This is a genomic window from Actinoplanes sp. CA-030573 (genome assembly GCF_050951115.1).
Classification (GTDB): domain Bacteria; phylum Actinomycetota; class Actinomycetes; order Mycobacteriales; family Micromonosporaceae; genus Actinoplanes.
Map to the genome: position 1 here is coordinate 2,160,671 of NZ_CP192038.1, position 19,368 is coordinate 2,180,038.

Genomic DNA, 19,368 nt, shown 5'->3' on the forward strand with positions numbered 1-19,368 from the left:
CGCGCCTTCTTCAACTGCCCTCATCAGCTGTCCTGAGAAAGCAGTTGTCGCTCCATAGCAAATGATGTCGATGCATGCCGGTTCGACCCGATCCAAGTGTGATCCATCCGAACTGGCGGAGATCGGTGCTCCTTAACGTAGACTCTAGAGACTTTGCAGGGCCGACGTCGTCCCGACCTTGATGTGAAACACCAGCGACGACAGGAGGCCCGGTGGCATTTCCGCACCCCCAGGGGCTTTACGACCCGTCAGCCGAGCGTGACGCCTGCGGCGTGGCCTTCGTGGCCGACCTGCATGGACGCCGCTCCCACGACGTGGTCGCCAAGGGCCTGTCGGCGCTGATCCGCCTCGACCACCGGGGCGCCCGTGGCGCCGAGCACAACACCGGCGACGGGGCCGGCATCATGATCCAGGTTCCGGACGCCTTCTACCGCGCGGCCGCCGGGTTCGAGCTGCCCGCGGCCGGCTTCTACGCGACCGGCCTGGTCTTCCTGCCGCACGACGACGCCGACGCGGCCCGCGCCATCAAGATCTTCGAGAAGTACGCGCTGGTCGAGGGCGGCGAGGTGCTCGGCTGGCGGGACGTGCCGGTGCAGCCGGACGGGCTGGGCGCCAGCGCCGACGAGGCCCGTCCCGCGATCAAGCAGGTGTTCCTGGCCGCGCACCGGCTCACCGACACGGCGGCCGGTCCCAAGGACGAGCCGCTGTCCGGCCTCGAGCTCGACCGGGTCGTGTTCACGATCCGCAAGCAGGCCGAGCGGGAGTCGTCGCAGCGCGGCGTCGGCGCGTACTTCCCCTCGCTCTCGTCCCGGACGATCACCTACAAGGGCATGCTCACGCCCGACCAGCTGCCCACCTTCTTCCCGGACCTGACCGACGAGCGGGTGGCCAGCGCGATCGCCCTGGTGCACTCCCGCTTCTCGACCAACACGTTCCCGTCGTGGCCGCTGGCCCACCCGTACCGCTTCATCGCGCACAACGGCGAGATCAACACCATCCGCGGCAACAAGAACTGGATGGCCGCCCGCGAGGCGCTGCTGCAGTCGAAGGTGCTGCCCGGCAACATCAAGCGGCTGTTCCCGATCAACACGCCCGAGGCGTCCGACTCGGCCAGCTTCGACGAGGTGCTCGAGCTGCTGCACCTGGCCGGGCGCACGCTGCCGCACGCGATGCTCATGATGATCCCGGAGGCGTGGGAGAACGACCCGGGGATGGAGCCGAAGCGGCGCGCGTTCTACCGCTTCCACGCCTCGCTGATGGAGCCGTGGGACGGCCCGGCCGCGGTCGCCTTCACCGACGGCACCCAGATCGGCGCCGTGCTCGACCGCAACGGGCTGCGTCCCGGCCGCTGGTGGCACACCGCCGACGGCCTGGTCGTGCTCGGCTCCGAGGCCGGCGTCATCGACGTCGACCCGGCCACCGTGGTCGCCAAGGGCCGCCTCCAGCCGGGCAAGATGTTCCTGGTCGACACCGCGGCGGGCCGCATCGTGCACGACGACGAGATCAAGGCCGAGCTGGCCGCCGCCCAGCCGTACGACGAGTGGCTGCACGCCGGCCTGATCAACCTGGCCGACCTGCCGCCCCGCGAGCACGTCATCTACACGCACGACTCGGTGACCCGCCGCCAGCAGGTGTTCGGCTACTCCGAGGAGGAGCTGAAGATCCTGGTGGCGCCGATGGCGCGTACCGGCGCCGAGCCGCTGGGCTCGATGGGCACGGACACGCCGATCTCGCCGCTGTCGGCCCGGCCGCGGTTGCTGTTCGACTACTTCCACCAGCTGTTCGCGCAGGTCACCAACCCGCCGCTGGACGCCATCCGGGAAGAGCTGGTCACCAGCCTGTCCGCCACCATCGGCCCGGAGGCGAACCTGCTCGACCCGGGCCCGGCGTCCTGCCGGCAGATCGTGCTGCCCTACCCGATCCTCGACAACGACGAGCTGGCCAAGCTGCTGTCGATCGACGAGGACGGCGACCTGCCCGGCTTCAAGGCGGTGCGGGTCTCCGGTCTGTATCCGTTGCGGGACGGCGCCGAGGGCATCAAGGCGAGGCTCACCCAGATCTGCCGGCATGTGTCGGAGGCGATCGAGGACGGCGTACGCATCCTGGTCCTCTCCGACCGCGACTCCAACGCGGACCTCGCGCCCATCCCGTCGCTCCTGCTCACCGCGGCGGTTCACCAGCATCTGGTACGCGAGCAGACCCGCACCCAGGTGGCGCTGGTGGTCGAGTCCGGCGACTGCCGGGAGGTGCACCACGCCGCCACGCTCATCGGTTTCGGCGCCGCGGCGGTCAACCCGTACCTGGCCTTCGAGTCGGTCGACGACCTGATCGCCACCGGGCCGCTCGCCGGGCTCGACCCGCGGGTCGCGGTCCGCAACTACGTCAAGGCGCTCGGCAAGGGCGTCCTGAAGATCATGTCGAAGATGGGCATCTCGACCGTCTCGTCGTACTGCGGCGCCCAGGTGTTCGAGGCGGTCGGCCTCGACAACAAGCTGCTGCAGCGCTACTTCGCCGGCACCAGCGGGCGGATCGGCGGCTCCGGGCTGGCCGAGATCCACGCCGAGGTCAAGGCGCGGCACGAGAAGGCGTACCCGGCGAACCCGGCCGAGCGCACCCACCGGCGTCTCGAGGTCGGCGGCGAGTACCAGTGGCGCCGCGAGGGCGAGCTGCACCTGTTCAACCCGGAGACGGTGTTCCTGCTGCAGCACGCGACGCGTTCCAAGCAGTACGACGTGTTCCGCAAGTACACCGCCAAGGTCGACCAGCTCGCGGCCGACGCCGGCTCACTGCGGGGGCTCTTCTCGTTCAAATCGGACCGGTCGCCCATCTCGATCGACGAGGTCGAACCCGCGTCGGAGATCGTGAAGCGGTTCGCCACCGGCGCCATGTCGTACGGCTCGATCTCGGCCGAGTCCCACGAGACGCTGGCCATCGCCATGAACCGGCTCGGCGGCAAGTCCAACACCGGCGAGGGCGGCGAGGACGTCGAGCGCCTCTACGACCCGGCCCGCCGGTCCGCGGTCAAGCAGATCGCGTCCGGCCGCTTCGGCGTGACCAGCGAGTACCTGGTCAACGCCGACGACCTGCAGATCAAGATGGCGCAGGGCGCGAAGCCGGGCGAGGGCGGCCAGCTGCCCGGCAACAAGGTGTGGCCGTGGATCGCCAAGACCCGGCACGCCACCCCCGGCGTCGGCCTGATCTCGCCGCCGCCGCACCACGACATCTACTCGATCGAGGACCTCGCGCAGCTCGTCCACGACCTCAAGATGGTCAACCCGGCGTCCCGGGTGCACGTCAAGCTGGTCAGCGAGATCGGCGTGGGCACGGTCGCGGCCGGCGTCGCCAAGCTCAAGGCCGACGTCATCCTGATCTCCGGTCACGACGGCGGCACCGGCGCGTCCCCGCTGAACTCGCTCAAGCACGCCGGCTCCCCGTGGGAGCTGGGCCTGGCCGAGGCACAGCAGACGCTGCTGCTCAACAAGCTGCGCGACCGGGTCACCGTGCAGGTCGACGGCCAGCTCAAGACCGGCCGCGACGTCGTGGTGGCGGCCCTGCTCGGCGCCGAGGAGTTCGGCTTCGCGACGGCCCCGCTGATCGTCTCCGGCTGCATCATGATGCGGGTCTGCCACCTGGACACCTGCCCGGTCGGCATCGCCACCCAGAACCCGGTGCTGCGCGAGCGCTTCACCGGCAAGCCCGAGTTCGTGGAGAACTTCTTCCTCTTCCTCGCCGAAGAGGTCCGCGAGTACCTGGCTTCCCTGGGCTTCCGTTCGATCGATGAGGCCATCGGCCACACCGAGGTCCTCGACGTGCGGCCGGCCGTCGACCACTGGAAGGCGCACGGCCTCGACCTGGCGCCGGTCCTGTTCGTGCCGGAGCTGCCCGAGGGCGCGGCCCGCCGCGGCGTCGTGGCCCAGGACCACGGCCTCGACAAGGCGCTCGACAACAAGCTGATCGAGCTCGCCCAGCCGGCCCTGACCGGCGGCGACAAGGTCAGCGAGGAGCTGCCGGTCCGCAACGACCAGCGCAGCGTCGGCGCCATGCTCGGCGGCGAGGTCACCCGCCGCTTCGGCGGGGCCGGACTGCCCGACGACACGATCACCTTCACCCTGCGCGGCACCGGCGGGCAGTCGTTCGGCGCGTTCCTGCCGCGCGGCGTCACCCTGCGGCTGATCGGCGACACCAACGACTACGTCGCCAAGGGTCTCTCCGGCGGCCGGGTGATCGTGCGGCCGGACGAGACGGCGCCCTTCGTCGCCGAGGACAACATCATCGCGGGCAACACCATCCTGTACGGCGCGACCGGTGGCGAGCTGTTCCTGCGCGGCCGGGCCGGCGAGCGTTTCGCCGTGCGCAACTCGGGCGGCGCGGCCGTCGTCGAGGGCGTCGGCGACCACGGCTGCGAGTACATGACCGGCGGCACCGTGGTGGTGCTCGGCCCGACCGGGCGCAACTTCGCGGCCGGCATGAGCGGCGGCACCGCCTTCGTGCTCGACCTGGTGCCGACCCGGGTCAACCCCGAGCTGGTCGACCTCGCCCCGCTCACCGCCGACGAGCAGAACCTGCTGCGCGGCCTGGTGGGCAAGCACCTGGCCGAGACCGGCTCGGCGGTCGCCGACAAGCTGCTGGCCGACTGGCCGGCCGCGGTCGAGCGGTTCACCGCCGTGGTGCCGCGCGACTACAAGCGCGTGATGGAACTGATCAGGACCGCCGAAGCCGCCGGTCGTAACGTCGACGAGGCGGTCATGGGGGTCAAGGGTGCCTGATCCGAACGGTTTTCTCCGCTATGAGCGGCAGCTGCCCAAGCGGCGCCCGGTGCCGGTGCGCATCCGGGACTGGCGGGAGGTCTACCCGCCGGCCGGCGAGGAGCTGATCCGCGACCAGGCCACCCGCTGCATGGACTGCGGCATCCCGTTCTGTCACGAGGGCTGCCCGCTGGGCAACCGCATCCCGGACTGGAACGACCTCGTGCGTACCGGGGCGTGGCAGGCGGCGGCCGAGTCGCTGCACGCCACCAACAACTTCCCGGAGTTCACCGGGCGGCTGTGCCCGGCGCCGTGCGAGGCCGCGTGCGTGCTCGGCATCTCCGACGACCCGGTCACCATCAAGCAGGTCGAGGTCGAGATCGCCAACCACGCGTTCGACCTCGGCTACGTCCGGCCGCAGCCGGCGCCGGCCGCGTCCGGCTTCAAGGTCGCCGTCGTCGGGTCCGGCCCGGCCGGCCTCGCCGCCGCCCAGCAGCTGGCCCGGGCCGGCCACGCGGTGACGGTCTTCGAGCGCGACGACCGGATCGGCGGCCTGCTGCGCTACGGCATCCCCGACTTCAAGATCGAGAAGGACGTCGTGGACGCCCGGCTCGCCCAGATGTCGGCCGAGGGCGTGGTCTTCGAGACCGGCGTCAACGTCGGTGTCGACGTGACCGCCGACGACCTGCGCGAGCGGTTCGACGCGGTGCTGCTGGCCGCGGGCGCGCTCGCCGGCCGGGACACCCCGTCGACCCCGGGCCGGGATCTGCGTGGCGTGCACCTGGCCATGGAGCACCTGGTCCCGGCCAACCGGGTCGTCGCCGGTCTGCAGGAGTCCACCCCGATCGACGCCGTCGGCAAGCACGTCGTCATCATCGGCGGCGGCGACACCGGCGCCGACTGCCTCGGCGTCGCCCACCGCCAGGGCGCGGCCAACGTGATCCAGCTCGACCAGTACCCGCTGCCGCCCGAGGTGCGGGCCGCGGCCCAGCACCCGTGGCCGACGTGGCCGGTGATCCTGCGCAACTACCCCGCCCACGAGGAGGGCGGCGACCGCGTCTTCGGCGTGGCCGTGCAGGAGTTCGTCGGCGACGCCGACGGCAACGTGACCGCGGTCCGCGTCGCCGACGTGGTGGTCCAGCGCGTCGACGGCGTCCGCACGGTCACCGTCACCCCCGGCTCGGAGCGCGACCTGCGCGCCGACCTGGTCCTCCTGGCGATCGGCTTCGAGGGCACCGAGCAGCAGCCGCTGCTCGAGCAGTTCGGCATCACCCGCAACCGCCGCGGCGTCCTCGACGCCGACGCCACCTGGCAGACCGAGGCCGAGGGCGTCTTCGTGGCCGGCGACATGCACCGGGGCGCCTCGCTCATCGTCTGGGCGATCGCCGAGGGCCGCTCGGCCGCCGCCGCGATCCACGACTACCTCGGCGCGAAGGGCGAGCTGCCGGCCCCGGTCCCGGCGAGCGCCCAACCCTTGAGCGTCTAGCAAATTTCGCTCCTTCCGGCGAGGGTCCTCCGCAGCGGCCGACTTATCCACAGGCCGCCGCGGCAGACCCTCGCCGCCCCTTTTTTCCGCGATAATGACCGGCGGGGGCTCCCCCTGGGAGGGCGGGATCGGGCACGTGCGGGTGACTGTTCTGGGCGGATCCGGCGCGTTCCCCGAGCACGGGCGCGGCTGCAGCGGCTACCTGATCCGCCACGACGGCTTCGCCCTGCTGGTCGACCCCGGCTATGCGACCCACCTCAAGCTGCTCGAGCACGTCACGGTCGCCGAGGTCGGCGCCGTCCTGGTCACGCACGGCCATCCCGACCACTGCGCCGACCTGCACCCGCTGCTGCGCTCCCGGGCGATGAGTGGCGTGGCCGATCCGCTGCCCGTGCACGCTCCGGCCGGGGCGCTCGACGCGGTCCTCGCGCTGGACGGGCCGGCCACCCTGGCGGGGGCGTACGAGCTGCACGACCTGCCGATGCCGGGCCGCCTGGAGATCGGGCCGATCGGCGTCGACACGGTGCCGCTTCCGCATTTCGTGCCCAACGCCGGTGTGCGCCTCACGGCCGGCGGAAAGAGCGTCGCCTATACGGGTGACGGCGGCGGCCGGGATGCGTTCGTGCCCCTGGCCCGGGGCGCCGACCTGCTCATCGCCGAGGCGACGCACGCCACCGAGCTGCCGCCGCGGATGGCCGGCAACCTCGGCACGGCGGCCGAGGCGGGGGTGCTGGCCGCGCGGGCCGGGGCCAAGGCTCTCTGGCTCACTCATCTCTGGCCGGGCAGCGACCACGCGGAGCACCTCACGGCAGCGGGCGGTAGCGCGGCGGCGGGCGGGAGCGCGGCGGCGGCCGGGAGCGCGGCGGCGGGCGGGAGCGCGGCGGCGGCCGGGAGCGCGGCGGCGGGCGGAAGCGCGGCGGCGAGCGCGGCCGCGTGCCGGTTCGCGGGGCCGGTCACCGTAGCGGTGCCCGATCTGGACTGGGAAGCCTGAAATCACCGCAAGCCACCGACGGGCCACCGTGACCCGTCGCGCCGCGCGAGAGGCGCGTTCACGGCGTCTCGCCGCGCCTCGGCCGCGCCGGCTGGGCGGGACGGCCGCCGCTGCGGTTGCGAGCGCTCCCAGATTCCGTACCGGCAAAGGGGGTTCTCGTCCCGCCCGATAAGCTGTTGCCCGCGGTCGCCGACGCCCGCTCGATGGCCTCGGGGCGCCCGCAGACCCGCGCGGATGCGAACTGGACGGCCCGCTGAGAATTCATCCCTGTGACGGGGGTCGGCCGCCGGGCCGATTCGGAAGAGAGACTAGCCTGATGGCTGTGACACGCCGCGTAAAGATCGTCTGTACCATGGGGCCCGCCACCGCATCGGCCGAGCGCATGCTCGGGCTCGTCGAGGCGGGTATGGACGTGGCCCGCATGAACTTCAGCCACGGCAGCCACGAGGACCACCAGACGGTGTACGACCTCGTGCGCGACGCCGCCCGCCAGACCGGGCGCGCCGTGGCCGTTCTCGCCGACCTGCAAGGCCCGAAGATTCGCCTGGGCAAGTTCGCCAACGGGCCGCACGTGTGGAACACCGGGGATCTGGTGACCATCACCAGCGACGAGATCATGGGCACCCCCGACCGGGTGTCGTGCACCTACAAGAAGCTTCCGCAGGAGGTCAAGGTCGGCGACCGCCTGCTCATCGACGACGGCAAGGTGGCCGTCGAGGTCGCCGCCGTCGAGGGCAACGACATCCGCTGCCTGGTCATCGAGGGTGGCCCGGTCAGCAACAACAAGGGCGTCTCGCTGCCCAACGTCGCGGTCAGCGTGCCGGCGATGAGCGAGAAGGACGAGGAGGACCTGCGGTTCGCCCTCGGCCTCGGCGTCGACCTGGTCGCGCTGTCGTTCGTGCGCTCGCCCGACGACATCAAGCTCGTGCACAACATCATGGCCGAGGAGGGCCGCACGGTCCCGGTCATCGCCAAGGTGGAGAAGCCGGAGGCGGTCGACCACCTCGAGCAGATCGTGCTCGCCTTCGACGGCGTCATGGTCGCCCGCGGCGACCTCGGCGTCGAGCTGCCGCTCGACCAGGTGCCGCTGGTGCAGAAGCGGGCCGTGCAGCTGTGCCGGGAGAACGCGAAGCCGGTCATCGTCGCCACCCAGATGCTCGACTCCATGATCGAGAACTCGCGCCCGACCCGCGCCGAGGCCTCCGACGTGGCGAACGCGGTGCTCGACGGCACCGACGCGGTGATGCTCTCGGGCGAGACCAGCGTCGGCAAGTACCCGGTGCTCACGGTCAGCACGATGGCGAAGATCGTGTCGACCACCGAGGCCGGCTCGATCCCGGTCCCGCGCCTGCAGCACGACCCGCGCACCCACGGCGGCGCGCTGACCGTGGCGGCGTCCCAGATCGCCCGCAACATCGGGGCCAAGGCGCTCGTCGCGTTCTCGCAGACCGGCGACACCGTCCGCCGCCTCTCCCGGCTGCACTGCGAGCTCCCGCTCTACGCGTTCACCCCGGTCCCCGAGGTGCGCGACCAGCTGGCGCTCAGCTGGGGCGTCGAGACGTTCCTGACCGACTTCGTGCAGCACACCGACGACATGTTCCGTCAGGTGGACGCCAAGATGCTCGGCCTCGGCCTGGCCAAGCCCGGCGACTTCGTGGTCGTCGTGGCCGGCTCCCCGCCGAACGCGCCCGGCTCCACCAACACGCTGCGGGTGCACCAGCTCGGCTCGCTCGTCGACCCGGCCACGGTGTGACCTCGCCGTTGTCCGGGCAGGCCGCCGTCGACCAGCTCCTCGGTCTTCTCGATCTGGAGCAGGTCGACGCGGCCACGTTCGTGGGCGAGAGCCCGCAGACCGGCGCCCAGCGCGTCTTCGGCGGCCAGGTCGCCGGTCAGGCCCTCGTCGCGGCCGGCCGCACGGTCGACCCGGAGCGCACCGTGCACTCGCTGCACGGCTACTTCGTGCGCCCGGGCGACCCGACCGAGCCGATCGAGTTCTCGGTCGAGACCATCCGCGACGGCCGGTCCTTCTCGGTGCGCCGCTCGGTGGCACAGCAGCACGGCCGCACGATCTTCTTCATGTCGGCCTCCTTCCAGGTCCACGAGGAAGGGCTCGACCACTACCTCCCGGCACCGGTCGACGTGCCCGGCCCCGACGAGGTGCCGACCATGGCCGACTGGGTCTCCCGCTACCCGAGCCGGGCCGGCAACTTCGCGGCCGCACCGCGCGGCATCGACGTGCGGTACGTCGGCGTCCCCGGCTGGGTTCCGCCGGGCGACCGCGGGGCGAGCGACCAGCAGCGGGTCTGGATGCGCATCGACGGCAAGCTGCCCGACGACCCGCTCATCCACGCCTGCGCCCTGACGTACGCGTCGGACCTGTCCCTGCTCGACGCGGTGCTCTCGGTGCACGGCGAGGTGTGGGGGCCGGGCGGCGTCATCGGCGCCAGCCTCGACCACGCGCTGTGGCTGCACCGGCCGTTCCGCGCCGACGAGTGGTTCCTCTACGACTGCACCAGCCCCTCCGCCAGCGGCAGCCGCGGCCTGGCCACCGGCCGCATGTTCACCCGCGACGGCCGGCACATCGCCAGCGCCGTCCAGGAAGGGTTGCTGCGCCGCGTCGGCGAGCGCCTGCCCCGCTGAGATCTGCCCCGCTGAACGGGATCCCCGGCCTGGCGACCGGCCATCATCGGGATCCCGCTCAGCGAGGTGGGGACATTTCTCTCAGTGATGCCTCTCGGCCGCCTCCTCGGCGCCCTCCGGGGTGTCGGGCACGGCCGGCAGATCCTCCGGATCCGGCGTCGCCCGCGGCGTTCCGGTCACGCCGGCCTGCGCGATCATCGTGTCGAGGTCGGCCGTCGTCCGCAGGACCTCGTCGTGGAACGTCTTCGACGCGGCCCGGTGCTTCGCCTTCGGCACCTCGAAATCCGACAAACCCGCGGAATAGCCCGCGACGCCGTCCTCACGCTCCGGTGACAACTGCAAAACCTCATGCGCCCGTACGCCGGAAACCTCCCGCAATCGCAGAGCGGTGACCAGGTCGGCGACCGCCCGCAGCAGGCCGAGCCCGCCCAGCAGCATGACCACCGGATCGGCGTCGCGGGCGAGCGGACCGGCCGCGTAGAAGCCCAGCCCCACCTGCGCGATGCCCAGCGCCATCAGCACGCCCCAGGTGCGGTCCGTGCCCCGGTTCATCGTCGACACCGCGACGTCCAGCGCGCCTCGCACCATCAGGAACCAGCCGACCAGCGCCGCCGGGGTGGTCCACGTCGAGTCCCGGTCCAGCAGCAGCACGACCGCGGTGGCGGCGAACAGGACGGACATGCCGGCGTTCAGCCACCAGGTGCGGGTGCCGGCCAGCGCCCGTACGGCCTCGGCCAGCGCCCCGAACAGGATCACCGGCCCGGCCACCGACGCCACGCCGGCCGGGTCCAGCCGCAGCACGCTCCACGAGATCGCCAGCCACGCCACCCCCGCGAACAGCAGAAAGCCCCACATGCTGTCACGCACGACCCGCAGGGGAGAGGAACCGGACCACAACATGAGGCCTCCAGCGAAGGTGTCCCTGCCATGACAACATCCCTCGTCCGGACCGACCGGCCGTTCGCCCAGATTCACAGGGCGCCACCAGGGTGGTGTTCGGGCCCGCGCCGGGCGGGGTAAGAGGCGCACAAGCCCACCCCCCGGAGCCTGTCTTGCGACGCGCCAGCCCCGCCGAACCGGACCTCGAGCACGCCCTGCGCGCCGCTCAGGACGGCGACCCGCACGGGTTCGCCCTGCTCTGGCGCGGGTTGCAGCCAGCCGTCCTGCGCTACCTGCGGGTGGTGATCGGCGACCACGCCGAGGACGCCGCCAGCGAGACGTGGCTGCAGGTCATCCGCGACCTCGACCGCTTCCGCGGCGACCTCGCCGACTTCCGGGGCTGGCTGTTCCGCATCGCCCGCCACCGCGCCCTCGACGAGCACCGCCGCCGCCGGCCCACCCCCGCGACCGGGATCGACGGCGTCGCCCCCGACGCCGCCGTCGCCGCCCTCGAGGGGGTCGGCACCGACTGGGCGCTGAGCCTGATCGCCAGCCTCCCCGGCGACCAGGCCGAGGCCGTCATGCTCCGCATCGTCGCCGGCCTCGACGTGGCCACCACCGCGCACATCCTCGGCAAGCGCCCCGGCGCCGTCCGCATCGCCACCATGCGCGGCCTGCGCCGGCTCGCCACGTATCCCCAGGTCCGGGACCGCGCCGCCCGAGCCGCCGCGGGGGAGGTGTAACGCGATGCGGACCCCGCGCGCTCTTCTCCATGCGATGCGCTCCCGGAGAACCCACCGCATCGGCCCCGCCGAGGTCGAGCGACTGGTCGCCGGCGACCTACCCGGCCCCTCGCACGCCGCACTCGACGAGCTGCTCGCGGCCGCCCGCGCGCCCGCCATGCCCGACGAGCTCAGCGGCGAGAAGGCCGCGGTCGCCGCCTTCGTCGCGCATCGCAGACGTGCTGCCCGAGCCGCCCGGCGCCCGGCGAGGATGCGGACCGCTGTCGTGACCGCCGCGGCCGGTCTGGCTCTCCTCACCCTCGGCGGAACCGCCGTAGCGGCCCGCACCGGCAACCTCCCCCAGGGGGCCCAGCAGCACGCGCACCGCCTGTTCTCGGCGCTGGGCGTACCGGCGCCGAGAACAGGCTCCCCATCTCCTTCCCCGGCCACCTCGCCCTCGCCCTCCGCACCGACGATCATCGCCTTGACCTGGTGCGACGACTGGCGGCGGGGGGCGTCGCCGAGCAGCGAGGGCCGGCGCCGGCTCGAGGTGGCGGCCGGGGGAGCGGGCGGGATCGAGCGATACTGCGCCGCCTTGCGCAAGTCGGCCTCGGCCTCGCCGCCGCCCCGCCCGCCGTCGCCGCGCGTCCCGGCGGGGTCGCCCGGCGCGGCGGGGTCGCCTGGCGCGGCGGGGTCGCCTGGCGCGGCGGGGTCGCCTGGCGCGGCGGGGTCGCCTGGCGCGGCGGGGTCGCCTGGGCCGGCCGGGTCGCTTGGCCCGGTGGAGTCGCCTGGCCCGGTGGAGTCGCCTGGCCCGGCGGGGTCGTCCAGCCCGACGCCGCCGGTTGGGCCTGCCGCCGGGACGCCGGCGGCCGGGGCCGGGACCTTGCCGGCCGGGCCCGCCGCTCGGACCGCTCAGCGGCCGGATGACCGCGCCGCTCAGCCACCCGCCCGTGCCCTCGGATGAGCGGACCCGACGCCCGCGGGGTGAGCGCCGCGTCACGTCGTGGCTTGACGGTCGCCCTCAGCTCGGCAGGATCCGGTCACGGTGAGTGGCCGAGCGCGCCCGTTCGCCGCCGCCGCGAGTGTGGGATCGGGCAATATCGGCCAGGCGTCCTCACCACTTGGGTCCGACGAACTGGTCGAGCCGGGCCACCGCCTCCCGCCGCGCCACCGACAACGTGTCGGGCCTGGCCATCCGCCAGGCGATCGCCCGCAGATCGAGCGCGCGCCCGCACAGAGCCATGATGTCGGTGGATTTGTTGACGAACGTATAACGGGGATACGCATATCGCCTGCCGTTCACGACGACCCGATTGGCAAATCGGCTGCCGTCGGAATGAAAGAGACCGCGCAGAAATCGCACGACATGGACATCGGCCACTTCTTGCTGCCAACCAGCCAATTCGATCTTTCGAATGTGCTTCACGCCCGGTCCGTGCTGCGGAAAGAGACACGGCCAATGCGTCCAATGTGCGCGGACGGCGACGCAGCCGGTGCGCTCCTGAAATCCGGCCGTCCGCGCGCCGCACGCCTCCATCGCGTACGACACCTCGTGGATGAGGCCCGGGTACCGCATGTCGCAGGTGACCGTCAGCAGCGGTACGCGTTGGGTGGTCAGCAGGTGCCCGTCACCGAGGTACTGCCCGAGGAGGTAGGCGTAGGCCCGCGGATCGTCCATCGCACGGGGCGGCCGGTCGCAGCGCGGGCACCGCTTGTCGATCTTTATCCGCGCCGCGCGCTTGCCGTAGAGCCAGCCGCCGACGGTGTTGCGGGACAGGCCGAGCCGGCGATGGATCTCGGAGAATGGCACGCCGGCCGCGTGGAGCTGGATGGCTCTTTCGCGCAGATATGGCGGGTGCACGGCGTCATCATCTCGAGCCGGTACGACAATTTCGGTGCCCCCGGTGGGATTCGAACCCACACTGTATGGTGTTTGAGACCATCTTCTCTGCCGGTTGGAATACAGGGGCCGACATGCTCCTCCCGGGCGAACCGGCCGACTGTGAAGTGGCCACGCCAGGCTGAGCTTCCGACAGCCTACCCACTACGCTTAGGGCGGCGACACCCACATACCGGGGTGTCGCGACTTCGGGAGCGTTGGGGGTAGGGGTTCCGTGGCCGACACGCAGGCTGGGGCCGATCGCAAGCGGGTGCTGATCGCCGAGGACGAGGCTCTCATCCGTCTGGACCTCGCCGAGATGCTGGTCGAGGAGGGCTACGACGTGGTCGGGGAGGCCGGTGACGGCGAGACCGCCGTCCGCCTGGCCGAGGATCTGCGCCCCGACCTGGTCATTCTCGACATCAAGATGCCGATCATGGATGGCCTGGCGGCCGCCGAGCGGATCGCCGGCGGCCGGATCGCGCCGGTCGTCATCCTCACCGCGTTCAGCCAGCGCGACCTGGTCGAGCGGGCGCGCGCCGCCGGCGCGATGGCCTACCTGGTGAAGCCGTTCCAGAAGTCGGACCTGGTGCCGGCGATCGAGATCGCCCTCTCCCGGTACGCGGAGATCGCCGCCCTCGAGTCGGAGGTGGCCGGGCTGACCGACCGCCTGGAGACCCGCAAGTCGGTCGAGCGGGCCAAGGGCGAGCTGATGACCAAGTACCAGATGACCGAGCCGCAGGCGTTCAAGTGGATTCAGCGGACGGCGATGGACCACCGGATGACGATGCGTGAGGTGGCCGACCGGATCCTGGCGGAGAGTCAGGAGGCGGGCGGCGCGCAGCCGGCCACCAGTTGATCTTGCCGTAACACTCATGTTGTAACACCTGCTCCGGCCGTGGAAACACCAGACGTAACGGTTCGGTGAAAGCCCGATCGAAGTCTTTTGGCAGGCCGGGAACCTGGGATAGCGTCCCGCCCCATGACGGGCGCAGTGTGGTCGTTCGCGCACGCAAGTGCCAATCGACGCGCGGTGGCTCGGTGGGTTCGGTATGGAGGAGGGGTTCCAACCTTGAGGCAGGTTCTCGCGCGAGCCATCGGCGGGGTGGCCATCATCGGGCTCATCGCCGGTGCCGCTGCTTGCAATAAGTCTTCGAGCAGCGACAACACGGCGAGCGGCTCGAACTGCGGCTACAAGCTCGCATATTTCGGCGCTCTGACCGGCTCGGCCGCCAACCTCGGTGTGAACATCGAGCAGGGCTTCGAGCTGGCCGTGCAGCAGTACAACAAGCAGAAGGGCTCCGACTGCATCACGGTCGCGAAGTTCGACTCGCAGGGCGCCGCCGAGGTGGCCCCCGGTGTCGCTCGTAACCTCGTGGCGGACAAGAAGATCCTCGGCGTGGTCGGCCCGCCGTTCTCCGGCGAGTCGGAGGCCGCGGACCCGATCTTCGAGGCGGCCGGCATCCCGACGATCACGCCCTCGGCGACCCGCGTGTCGCTGTCGGCGAACGGCTGGAAGACGTTCCACCGCGCGGTGGCGAACGACGACGCCCAGGGCCCCGCGGCCGCGACGTACATCAAGGACGTCCTGAAGGCGCAGAAGGTCTTCGTGGCGGACGACCAGTCGGCGTACGGCGCCGGCCTGGCCGACGTGGTGAAGAGCAAGCTCGGCGCGCTGGTGGTCGCCACGGACAAGACCGAGGGCGACGGCAAGCAGACCGACTTCTCGGCGCTGGTGCAGAAGGTCAACTCGAGCGGCGCGACCGCGCTGTTCTACGGCGGCTACTACACCAACGCGGGCGTCATCCGTAAGCAGCTGACCGCGGCCGGCTGGAAGGGCACGCTGCTCGGCGGCGACGGCATGAAGGACCCGGGCCTGTCCAAGGCCTCCGGCACGGCGGCCGCCGTCGGCACCGTCGTGACCTGCCCCTGCTCCCCGCCGGAGGCGGCGGGCGGCACCTTCGTGAACGACTACAAGGCGAAGTGGAACCAGGACGCCGGCACGTACTCGGACGTGGCGTTCGACGCGGCGAACATCCTCCTGCAGGGCATCGACGCGGGCAACACCACGCCGGAGAAGCTGAACACGTACCTGTCGACGGTGAACTACAAGGGCATCGCGAACACGTACAAGTTCACCTCGACCGGTGAGCTCGACCCGTCCCTGATCAAGGTGTGGGCGTTCAAGTTCGACCAGAGCGGCGACGCGAAGTCGGACCAGGAGATCAAGACCTCCTGATCACGCAGTAACTCTTCGTAGGGCCGGTGCGGCCGGATGATCTCCGGCCGCACCGACCTCGTCGTTTTGGAGCCCCTCTGTGAACTTCTCCGGTCTGATCAACGATTTCGGGCCGCTCACCGTCTCCGGGCTGGCGCAGGGTGCGATCATCGCCCTGTTCGCGCTGGGATACACCCTGGTCTACGGTGTTCTGCGGCTGATCAACTTTGCCCATTCCGAGGTGTTTCTCCTGGGTACGTACGCGTGCCTGATCGCCTGGGGATGGTTCGGCCTGGACCAGAACTCGGCGGCGCCGGCTGTCGGGGCGATGCTCGGGTACATGGCGCTCGGCCTGGTCGCGGCCATCGTGATCTCGGGTGTCGCGGCCCTGGGCGTGGAACTGGTGGCCTACCGGCCGCTGCGCCGGCGTAATGCCCCGCCGCTCGCCTTCCTGATCACCGCGATCGGTGCGTCGCTGGCGATCTCGGAGACGGTGGGTGTTCTGACGCACCGTAACCAGAGGGGTGTCCCGCCGATCATCGAGGCCAGGACGGTGATCACGATCGGCAACACGCACATCACCAACCTGCAGATCCTGATCGTGGCGCTGGCGCTGGTGATGATGTTCGTGCTGGATCGTTTCATCAACGGCTCGCGCCTGGGCCGGGGCATCCGCGCGGTGGCGCAGAACCCGGACAGCGCCGCGCTGATGGGCGTGAACAAGTCCCGGGTCATCGCGCTGGTCTTCCTGCTCGGTGGCCTGATGGCCGGCATCGCGGCGGTCATGTACGACCTGAAGATCGGCGTGACCAAGTACGACGCCGGCTTCCTGCTCGGCATCGACGCGTTCACGGCGGCCGTGCTGGGTGGCATCGGCAACCTGCGGGGCGCGCTGGTCGGCGGCCTGCTGCTGGGCGTGCTTCAGGCGTACGCGGCCGGTCTGTTCGGTTCGCAGTGGCTGCACGCGGCGGCGTTCGTGCTGCTGGTGCTGATCCTGCTGTTCCGCCCGACCGGTCTGCTGGGTGAGTCTCTCGGAAGGGCACGAGCATGAGCGACACCGCAGTGGCCCCGGAGAAGGCGAAGCAGCCGACCTTCCGGCAGAGCGGCGGAGTGCGGGGCTGGTTCGGCCGGCAGCCGGGCTGGGTGCGCGCCATCGTCGCGCTGGTGGCGGCCGTCCTGGCCTTCCTGCTGCCGTACGCCGGCGACATCCCGGGCATCGGCCCGCAGATCATCACCCAGGGCATCGACTGGCCGAGCGCCCTGTTCAACATGTCCTACTACGTGCTGCTGGCGCTGGGCCTGAACGTGGTGGTCGGCTACGCCGGCCTGCTCGACCTCGGGTACGTGGGCTTCTTCGCGATCGGCGCGTACGGCACGGCGCTGCTGACGTCGCGCGACTCGCTGCTCTACTCGCACACCGGCTGGGCCTGGCTGGCCGCGGTCCCGGTGGCGCTGGCGATCACCATGGCGGCGGGCCTGATCCTCGGCTGGCCGACGCTGCGGCTGCGCGGCGACTATCTGGCGATCGTGACGCTGGGCTTCGCCGAGATCATCCGGATCGTGGCCACCTCGACGCCGAACTTCCTGCGCGGCGACCGCGGCTTCACGAACATCCCGCACCCGCCCGGTCAGGGCTCGGACGGCAAGCCGATCTTCGGCGTGACCGACGCGACGCCGTACTTCTGGCTCGGTCTCTGCGTGATCATCGTGGTCATCTTCGGTGTCCGGAACCTCGACCGCAGCCGGGTCGGCCGGTCGTGGCTGGCCATCCGCGAGGACGAGGAAGCCGCCGAGATCATGGGCGTGCGGACCACCAAGTTCAAGCTGTGGGCGTTCTCGATCGGCGCCTTCATCGGCGGCCTCGGCGGCGTGCTGTTCGCCGGCGAGCAGGGCTTCGTCAACTCGCAGACGTTCGTGCTGCAGTTCTCGATCCTGGTGCTGGCCGGCGTGGTCATGGGCGGTTCCGGCAACATGGCCGGCGCGATCCTGGGCGGCGCGCTGATCTCGTACATCCCGGACCGGTTGCGCGGCATCTCCGACCCGTTCTTCCACACCGACCTGTACGAGTACCGGTTCGCGATCTTCGGAGTGGTGATCATCGTGATCATGATCGTGCGGCCGCAGGGTCTCATTCCGAGCCGGCGCCGGGCGATGGAGCTCAAGGACCGCGAGAAGGAGGTGGCTCCCGTTGAGTGAGCCGCACATGGAGAGTCCGGAGGAGCTCGACCGCGAGGACGCGCGCCCGGTGGACCAGGCCGCCCCGACCGGCGGCTCGGGCACGATCGACACCAGCCCGGGCGACCCGAGCCTCCTGCTCGAGGTCGACCACGTGACGCTGCGGTTCGGCGGCGTGGTGGCGCTCAACGACGTCAGCTTCTCGCTGCGCAAGGGTGAGATCTTCGGCCTCATCGGCCCGAACGGCGCCGGCAAGACGACCTGCTTCAACGCGATGACCGGGGTGTACCGGCCGACCAGCGGGGCGATCCGGTTCCAGGGCCAGTCGATCGTGGGCAAGAAGAAGCACGAGATCACCCGGGGCGGCATCGCGCGTACGTTCCAGAACGTCCGCCTCTTCCCGGAGATGACCGCGCTCGAGAACGTCATGGTGGGTGCCGACGCCCATCACAAGACGAGCGTGCTCAGCGCGTTGTTCCGGCTGCCCCGGCACTGGCAGGAGGAGCGGTCGGGCCGGCAGCGCTCGCTGGAGCTGCTGCGGTTCGTCGGCATCGCGCACCGCGCCGGCGACGTCAGCCGCAACCTCTCGTACGGCGAGCAGCGACGCCTGGAGATCGCGCGGGCCCTGGCGACCAACCCGACCCTGCTCTGCCTGGACGAGCCGGCCGCCGGCTTCAACCCCGCCGAGAAGGCCGACCTGCTGGCGCTGATCCGCAAGATCCGTGACACCGGCGTGACGGTGCTGCTGATCGAGCACGACATGCGCCTGGTCATGGGCGTCACCGACCGGATCGTGGTGCTGGAGTTCGGCAAGAAGATCGCCGAGGGGACACCCGCCGAGGTGCGGGACAACCCGGCGGTCGTCGCCGCGTACCTGGGAGTGCCGACCGATGCTGCTTGAGCTTGACAACGTTTCCCTCGCGTACGGCCGCATCGTGGCCCTGCACGGGATCAGCCTCACCGTCGGGGCGAGCGAGATCGTCGCGCTGATCGGCGCCAACGGCGCCGGGAAGTCGACCACCATGCGGGCCATCTCCGGTCTCCGCCCGGTCATGCAGGGCACCATCCGCTTCGACGGGCAGGACATCACCAAGCTGCGCGCCGACCTGCGGGTGGTCCGGGGCGTCTCGCAGTCGCCCGAGGGCCGGGGCATCTTCCCCGGCATGACGGTGCGGGAGAACCTCGAGATGGGCGCCTACACCCGGCGCAACCGGGCCGAGATCGACCAGGACCTGGACCGGGTGTTCGGCCTGTTCCCGCGCTTGAAGGAACGGGAGAAGCAGTCCGGCGGCACCATGTCCGGCGGCGAGCAGCAGATGCTCGCGGTCGGCCGGGCCCTGATGAGCCGGCCCAAGCTGCTGCTGCTCGACGAGCCCTCGATGGGTCTGGCGCCGATGCTCATCCAGCAGATCTTCGACATCATCGTCGAGATCAACCAGCAGGGCACACCGGTGCTGCTGGTGGAACAGAACGCCCAGCAGGCGCTTTCCCGCGCGCACCGGGCGTACGTTCTGGAGACTGGACGGATCGTGAAGGAAGGCACCGGCTCGGAGCTGCTGCACGACCCGGCGGTCAAGGACGCCTACCTCGGCGTCGCCTAACTGAGTTGACTCTCTCTCGCAGAGGAGATATC

The 19,368-nt window shown here is 71.0% G+C and carries 16 protein-coding genes and 1 tRNA gene; 13 read left to right on the forward strand and 4 right to left on the reverse strand.

Features of this window, described 5'->3' with window-relative positions; genetic code table 11:
- Positions 1–212: 212 nt before the first annotated feature.
- The 5 genes from gltB to ACQP2F_RS10125 all read left to right on the forward strand — a co-directional run bounded on the left by gltB (position 213) and on the right by ACQP2F_RS10125 (position 9,862).
- Positions 213–4,766 carry a glutamate synthase large subunit gene (gene gltB / locus ACQP2F_RS10105; RefSeq protein ID WP_433302768.1) on the forward strand — a complete coding sequence of 1,518 codons (4,554 nt, stop codon included), beginning with the start codon at positions 213–215 and terminating at the stop codon, positions 4,764–4,766.
- Complete coding sequence (locus ACQP2F_RS10110) at positions 4,759–6,231, forward strand: glutamate synthase subunit beta (RefSeq protein WP_433302770.1); 1,473 nt, start codon at positions 4,759–4,761, stop codon at positions 6,229–6,231. Before gltB ends, ACQP2F_RS10110 begins: the two co-directional genes overlap by 8 nt.
- Before the next feature lie 136 nt (positions 6,232–6,367).
- A complete protein-coding gene (locus tag ACQP2F_RS10115) occupies positions 6,368–7,222 on the forward strand; it encodes an MBL fold metallo-hydrolase (protein WP_433302771.1) in 855 nt (284 codons plus the stop codon).
- 316 nt (positions 7,223–7,538) lie between these two features.
- On the forward strand, positions 7,539–8,975 hold the full coding sequence (pyk, locus tag ACQP2F_RS10120; RefSeq protein WP_433302773.1) for a pyruvate kinase: 1,437 nt from the start codon (positions 7,539–7,541) through the stop codon (positions 8,973–8,975).
- The gene (locus ACQP2F_RS10125) at positions 8,972–9,862 is read left to right on the forward strand and encodes an acyl-CoA thioesterase (RefSeq protein ID WP_433302775.1); all 891 of its coding nucleotides are present in this window, start codon (positions 8,972–8,974) and stop codon (positions 9,860–9,862) included. The genes pyk and ACQP2F_RS10125 overlap by 4 nt, the downstream gene beginning before the upstream one ends.
- An 81-nt stretch (positions 9,863–9,943) precedes the next feature.
- Here ACQP2F_RS10125 and ACQP2F_RS10130 read toward each other — a convergent pair whose 3' ends face one another.
- Complete coding sequence (locus ACQP2F_RS10130) at positions 9,944–10,729, reverse strand: hypothetical protein (protein ID WP_433302776.1); 786 nt, start codon at positions 10,727–10,729, stop codon at positions 9,944–9,946.
- A gap of 185 nt (positions 10,730–10,914) precedes the next feature.
- Between ACQP2F_RS10130 and ACQP2F_RS10135 the strand changes: the two genes are divergently transcribed.
- On the forward strand, positions 10,915–11,484 hold the full coding sequence (locus tag ACQP2F_RS10135) for an RNA polymerase sigma factor (protein WP_433302778.1): 570 nt from the start codon (positions 10,915–10,917) through the stop codon (positions 11,482–11,484).
- Positions 11,485–11,581: 97 nt separating this feature from the next.
- On the opposite strand, the gene ACQP2F_RS10140 is transcribed toward ACQP2F_RS10135, so the two are convergent.
- Positions 11,582–11,848, reverse strand: coding sequence for a hypothetical protein (locus tag ACQP2F_RS10140; RefSeq protein WP_433302779.1), 267 nt, complete (start codon positions 11,846–11,848; stop codon positions 11,582–11,584).
- 107 nt (positions 11,849–11,955) lie between these two features.
- Between ACQP2F_RS10140 and ACQP2F_RS10145 the strand changes: the two genes are divergently transcribed.
- Positions 11,956–12,390, forward strand: coding sequence for a hypothetical protein (locus ACQP2F_RS10145; protein ID WP_433302781.1), 435 nt, complete (start codon positions 11,956–11,958; stop codon positions 12,388–12,390).
- A 187-nt stretch (positions 12,391–12,577) separates the two neighbouring features.
- Here ACQP2F_RS10145 and ACQP2F_RS10150 read toward each other — a convergent pair whose 3' ends face one another.
- Both ACQP2F_RS10150 and ACQP2F_RS10155 read right to left on the reverse strand, forming a co-directional pair.
- Positions 12,578–13,324: a helix-turn-helix domain-containing protein gene (locus ACQP2F_RS10150; protein ID WP_433302782.1), complete on the reverse strand. Its 747-nt coding sequence runs from the start codon at positions 13,322–13,324 to the stop codon at positions 12,578–12,580.
- A gap of 35 nt (positions 13,325–13,359) precedes the next feature.
- Positions 13,360–13,433: transfer RNA gene (locus tag ACQP2F_RS10155), tRNA-Leu, on the reverse strand.
- A 144-nt stretch (positions 13,434–13,577) separates the two neighbouring features.
- Between ACQP2F_RS10155 and ACQP2F_RS10160 the strand changes: the two genes are divergently transcribed.
- From ACQP2F_RS10160 to ACQP2F_RS10185, 6 genes are all read left to right on the forward strand, one after another.
- The gene (locus ACQP2F_RS10160; protein ID WP_433302785.1) at positions 13,578–14,201 is read left to right on the forward strand and encodes an ANTAR domain-containing response regulator; all 624 of its coding nucleotides are present in this window, start codon (positions 13,578–13,580) and stop codon (positions 14,199–14,201) included.
- Between the two features lie 213 nt (positions 14,202–14,414).
- On the forward strand, positions 14,415–15,581 hold the full coding sequence (locus ACQP2F_RS10165) for a branched-chain amino acid ABC transporter substrate-binding protein (RefSeq protein WP_433302788.1): 1,167 nt from the start codon (positions 14,415–14,417) through the stop codon (positions 15,579–15,581).
- Between the two features lie 79 nt (positions 15,582–15,660).
- Positions 15,661–16,611: a branched-chain amino acid ABC transporter permease gene (locus ACQP2F_RS10170; RefSeq protein WP_433302790.1), complete on the forward strand. Its 951-nt coding sequence runs from the start codon at positions 15,661–15,663 to the stop codon at positions 16,609–16,611.
- Positions 16,608–17,756, forward strand: a complete 1,149-nt coding sequence (locus tag ACQP2F_RS10175; RefSeq protein WP_433302792.1) for a branched-chain amino acid ABC transporter permease — start codon at positions 16,608–16,610, stop codon at positions 17,754–17,756. Before ACQP2F_RS10170 ends, ACQP2F_RS10175 begins: the two co-directional genes overlap by 4 nt.
- A 7-nt stretch (positions 17,757–17,763) precedes the next feature.
- Positions 17,764–18,636 (forward strand): ABC transporter ATP-binding protein, encoded by an 873-nt coding sequence (locus ACQP2F_RS10180; RefSeq protein ID WP_433307436.1) that lies wholly within the window; start codon positions 17,764–17,766, stop codon positions 18,634–18,636.
- Positions 18,626–19,336 carry an ABC transporter ATP-binding protein gene (locus ACQP2F_RS10185; RefSeq protein ID WP_433302794.1) on the forward strand — a complete coding sequence of 237 codons (711 nt, stop codon included), beginning with the start codon at positions 18,626–18,628 and terminating at the stop codon, positions 19,334–19,336. Before ACQP2F_RS10180 ends, ACQP2F_RS10185 begins: the two co-directional genes overlap by 11 nt.
- Positions 19,337–19,368: the final 32 nt, after the last annotated feature.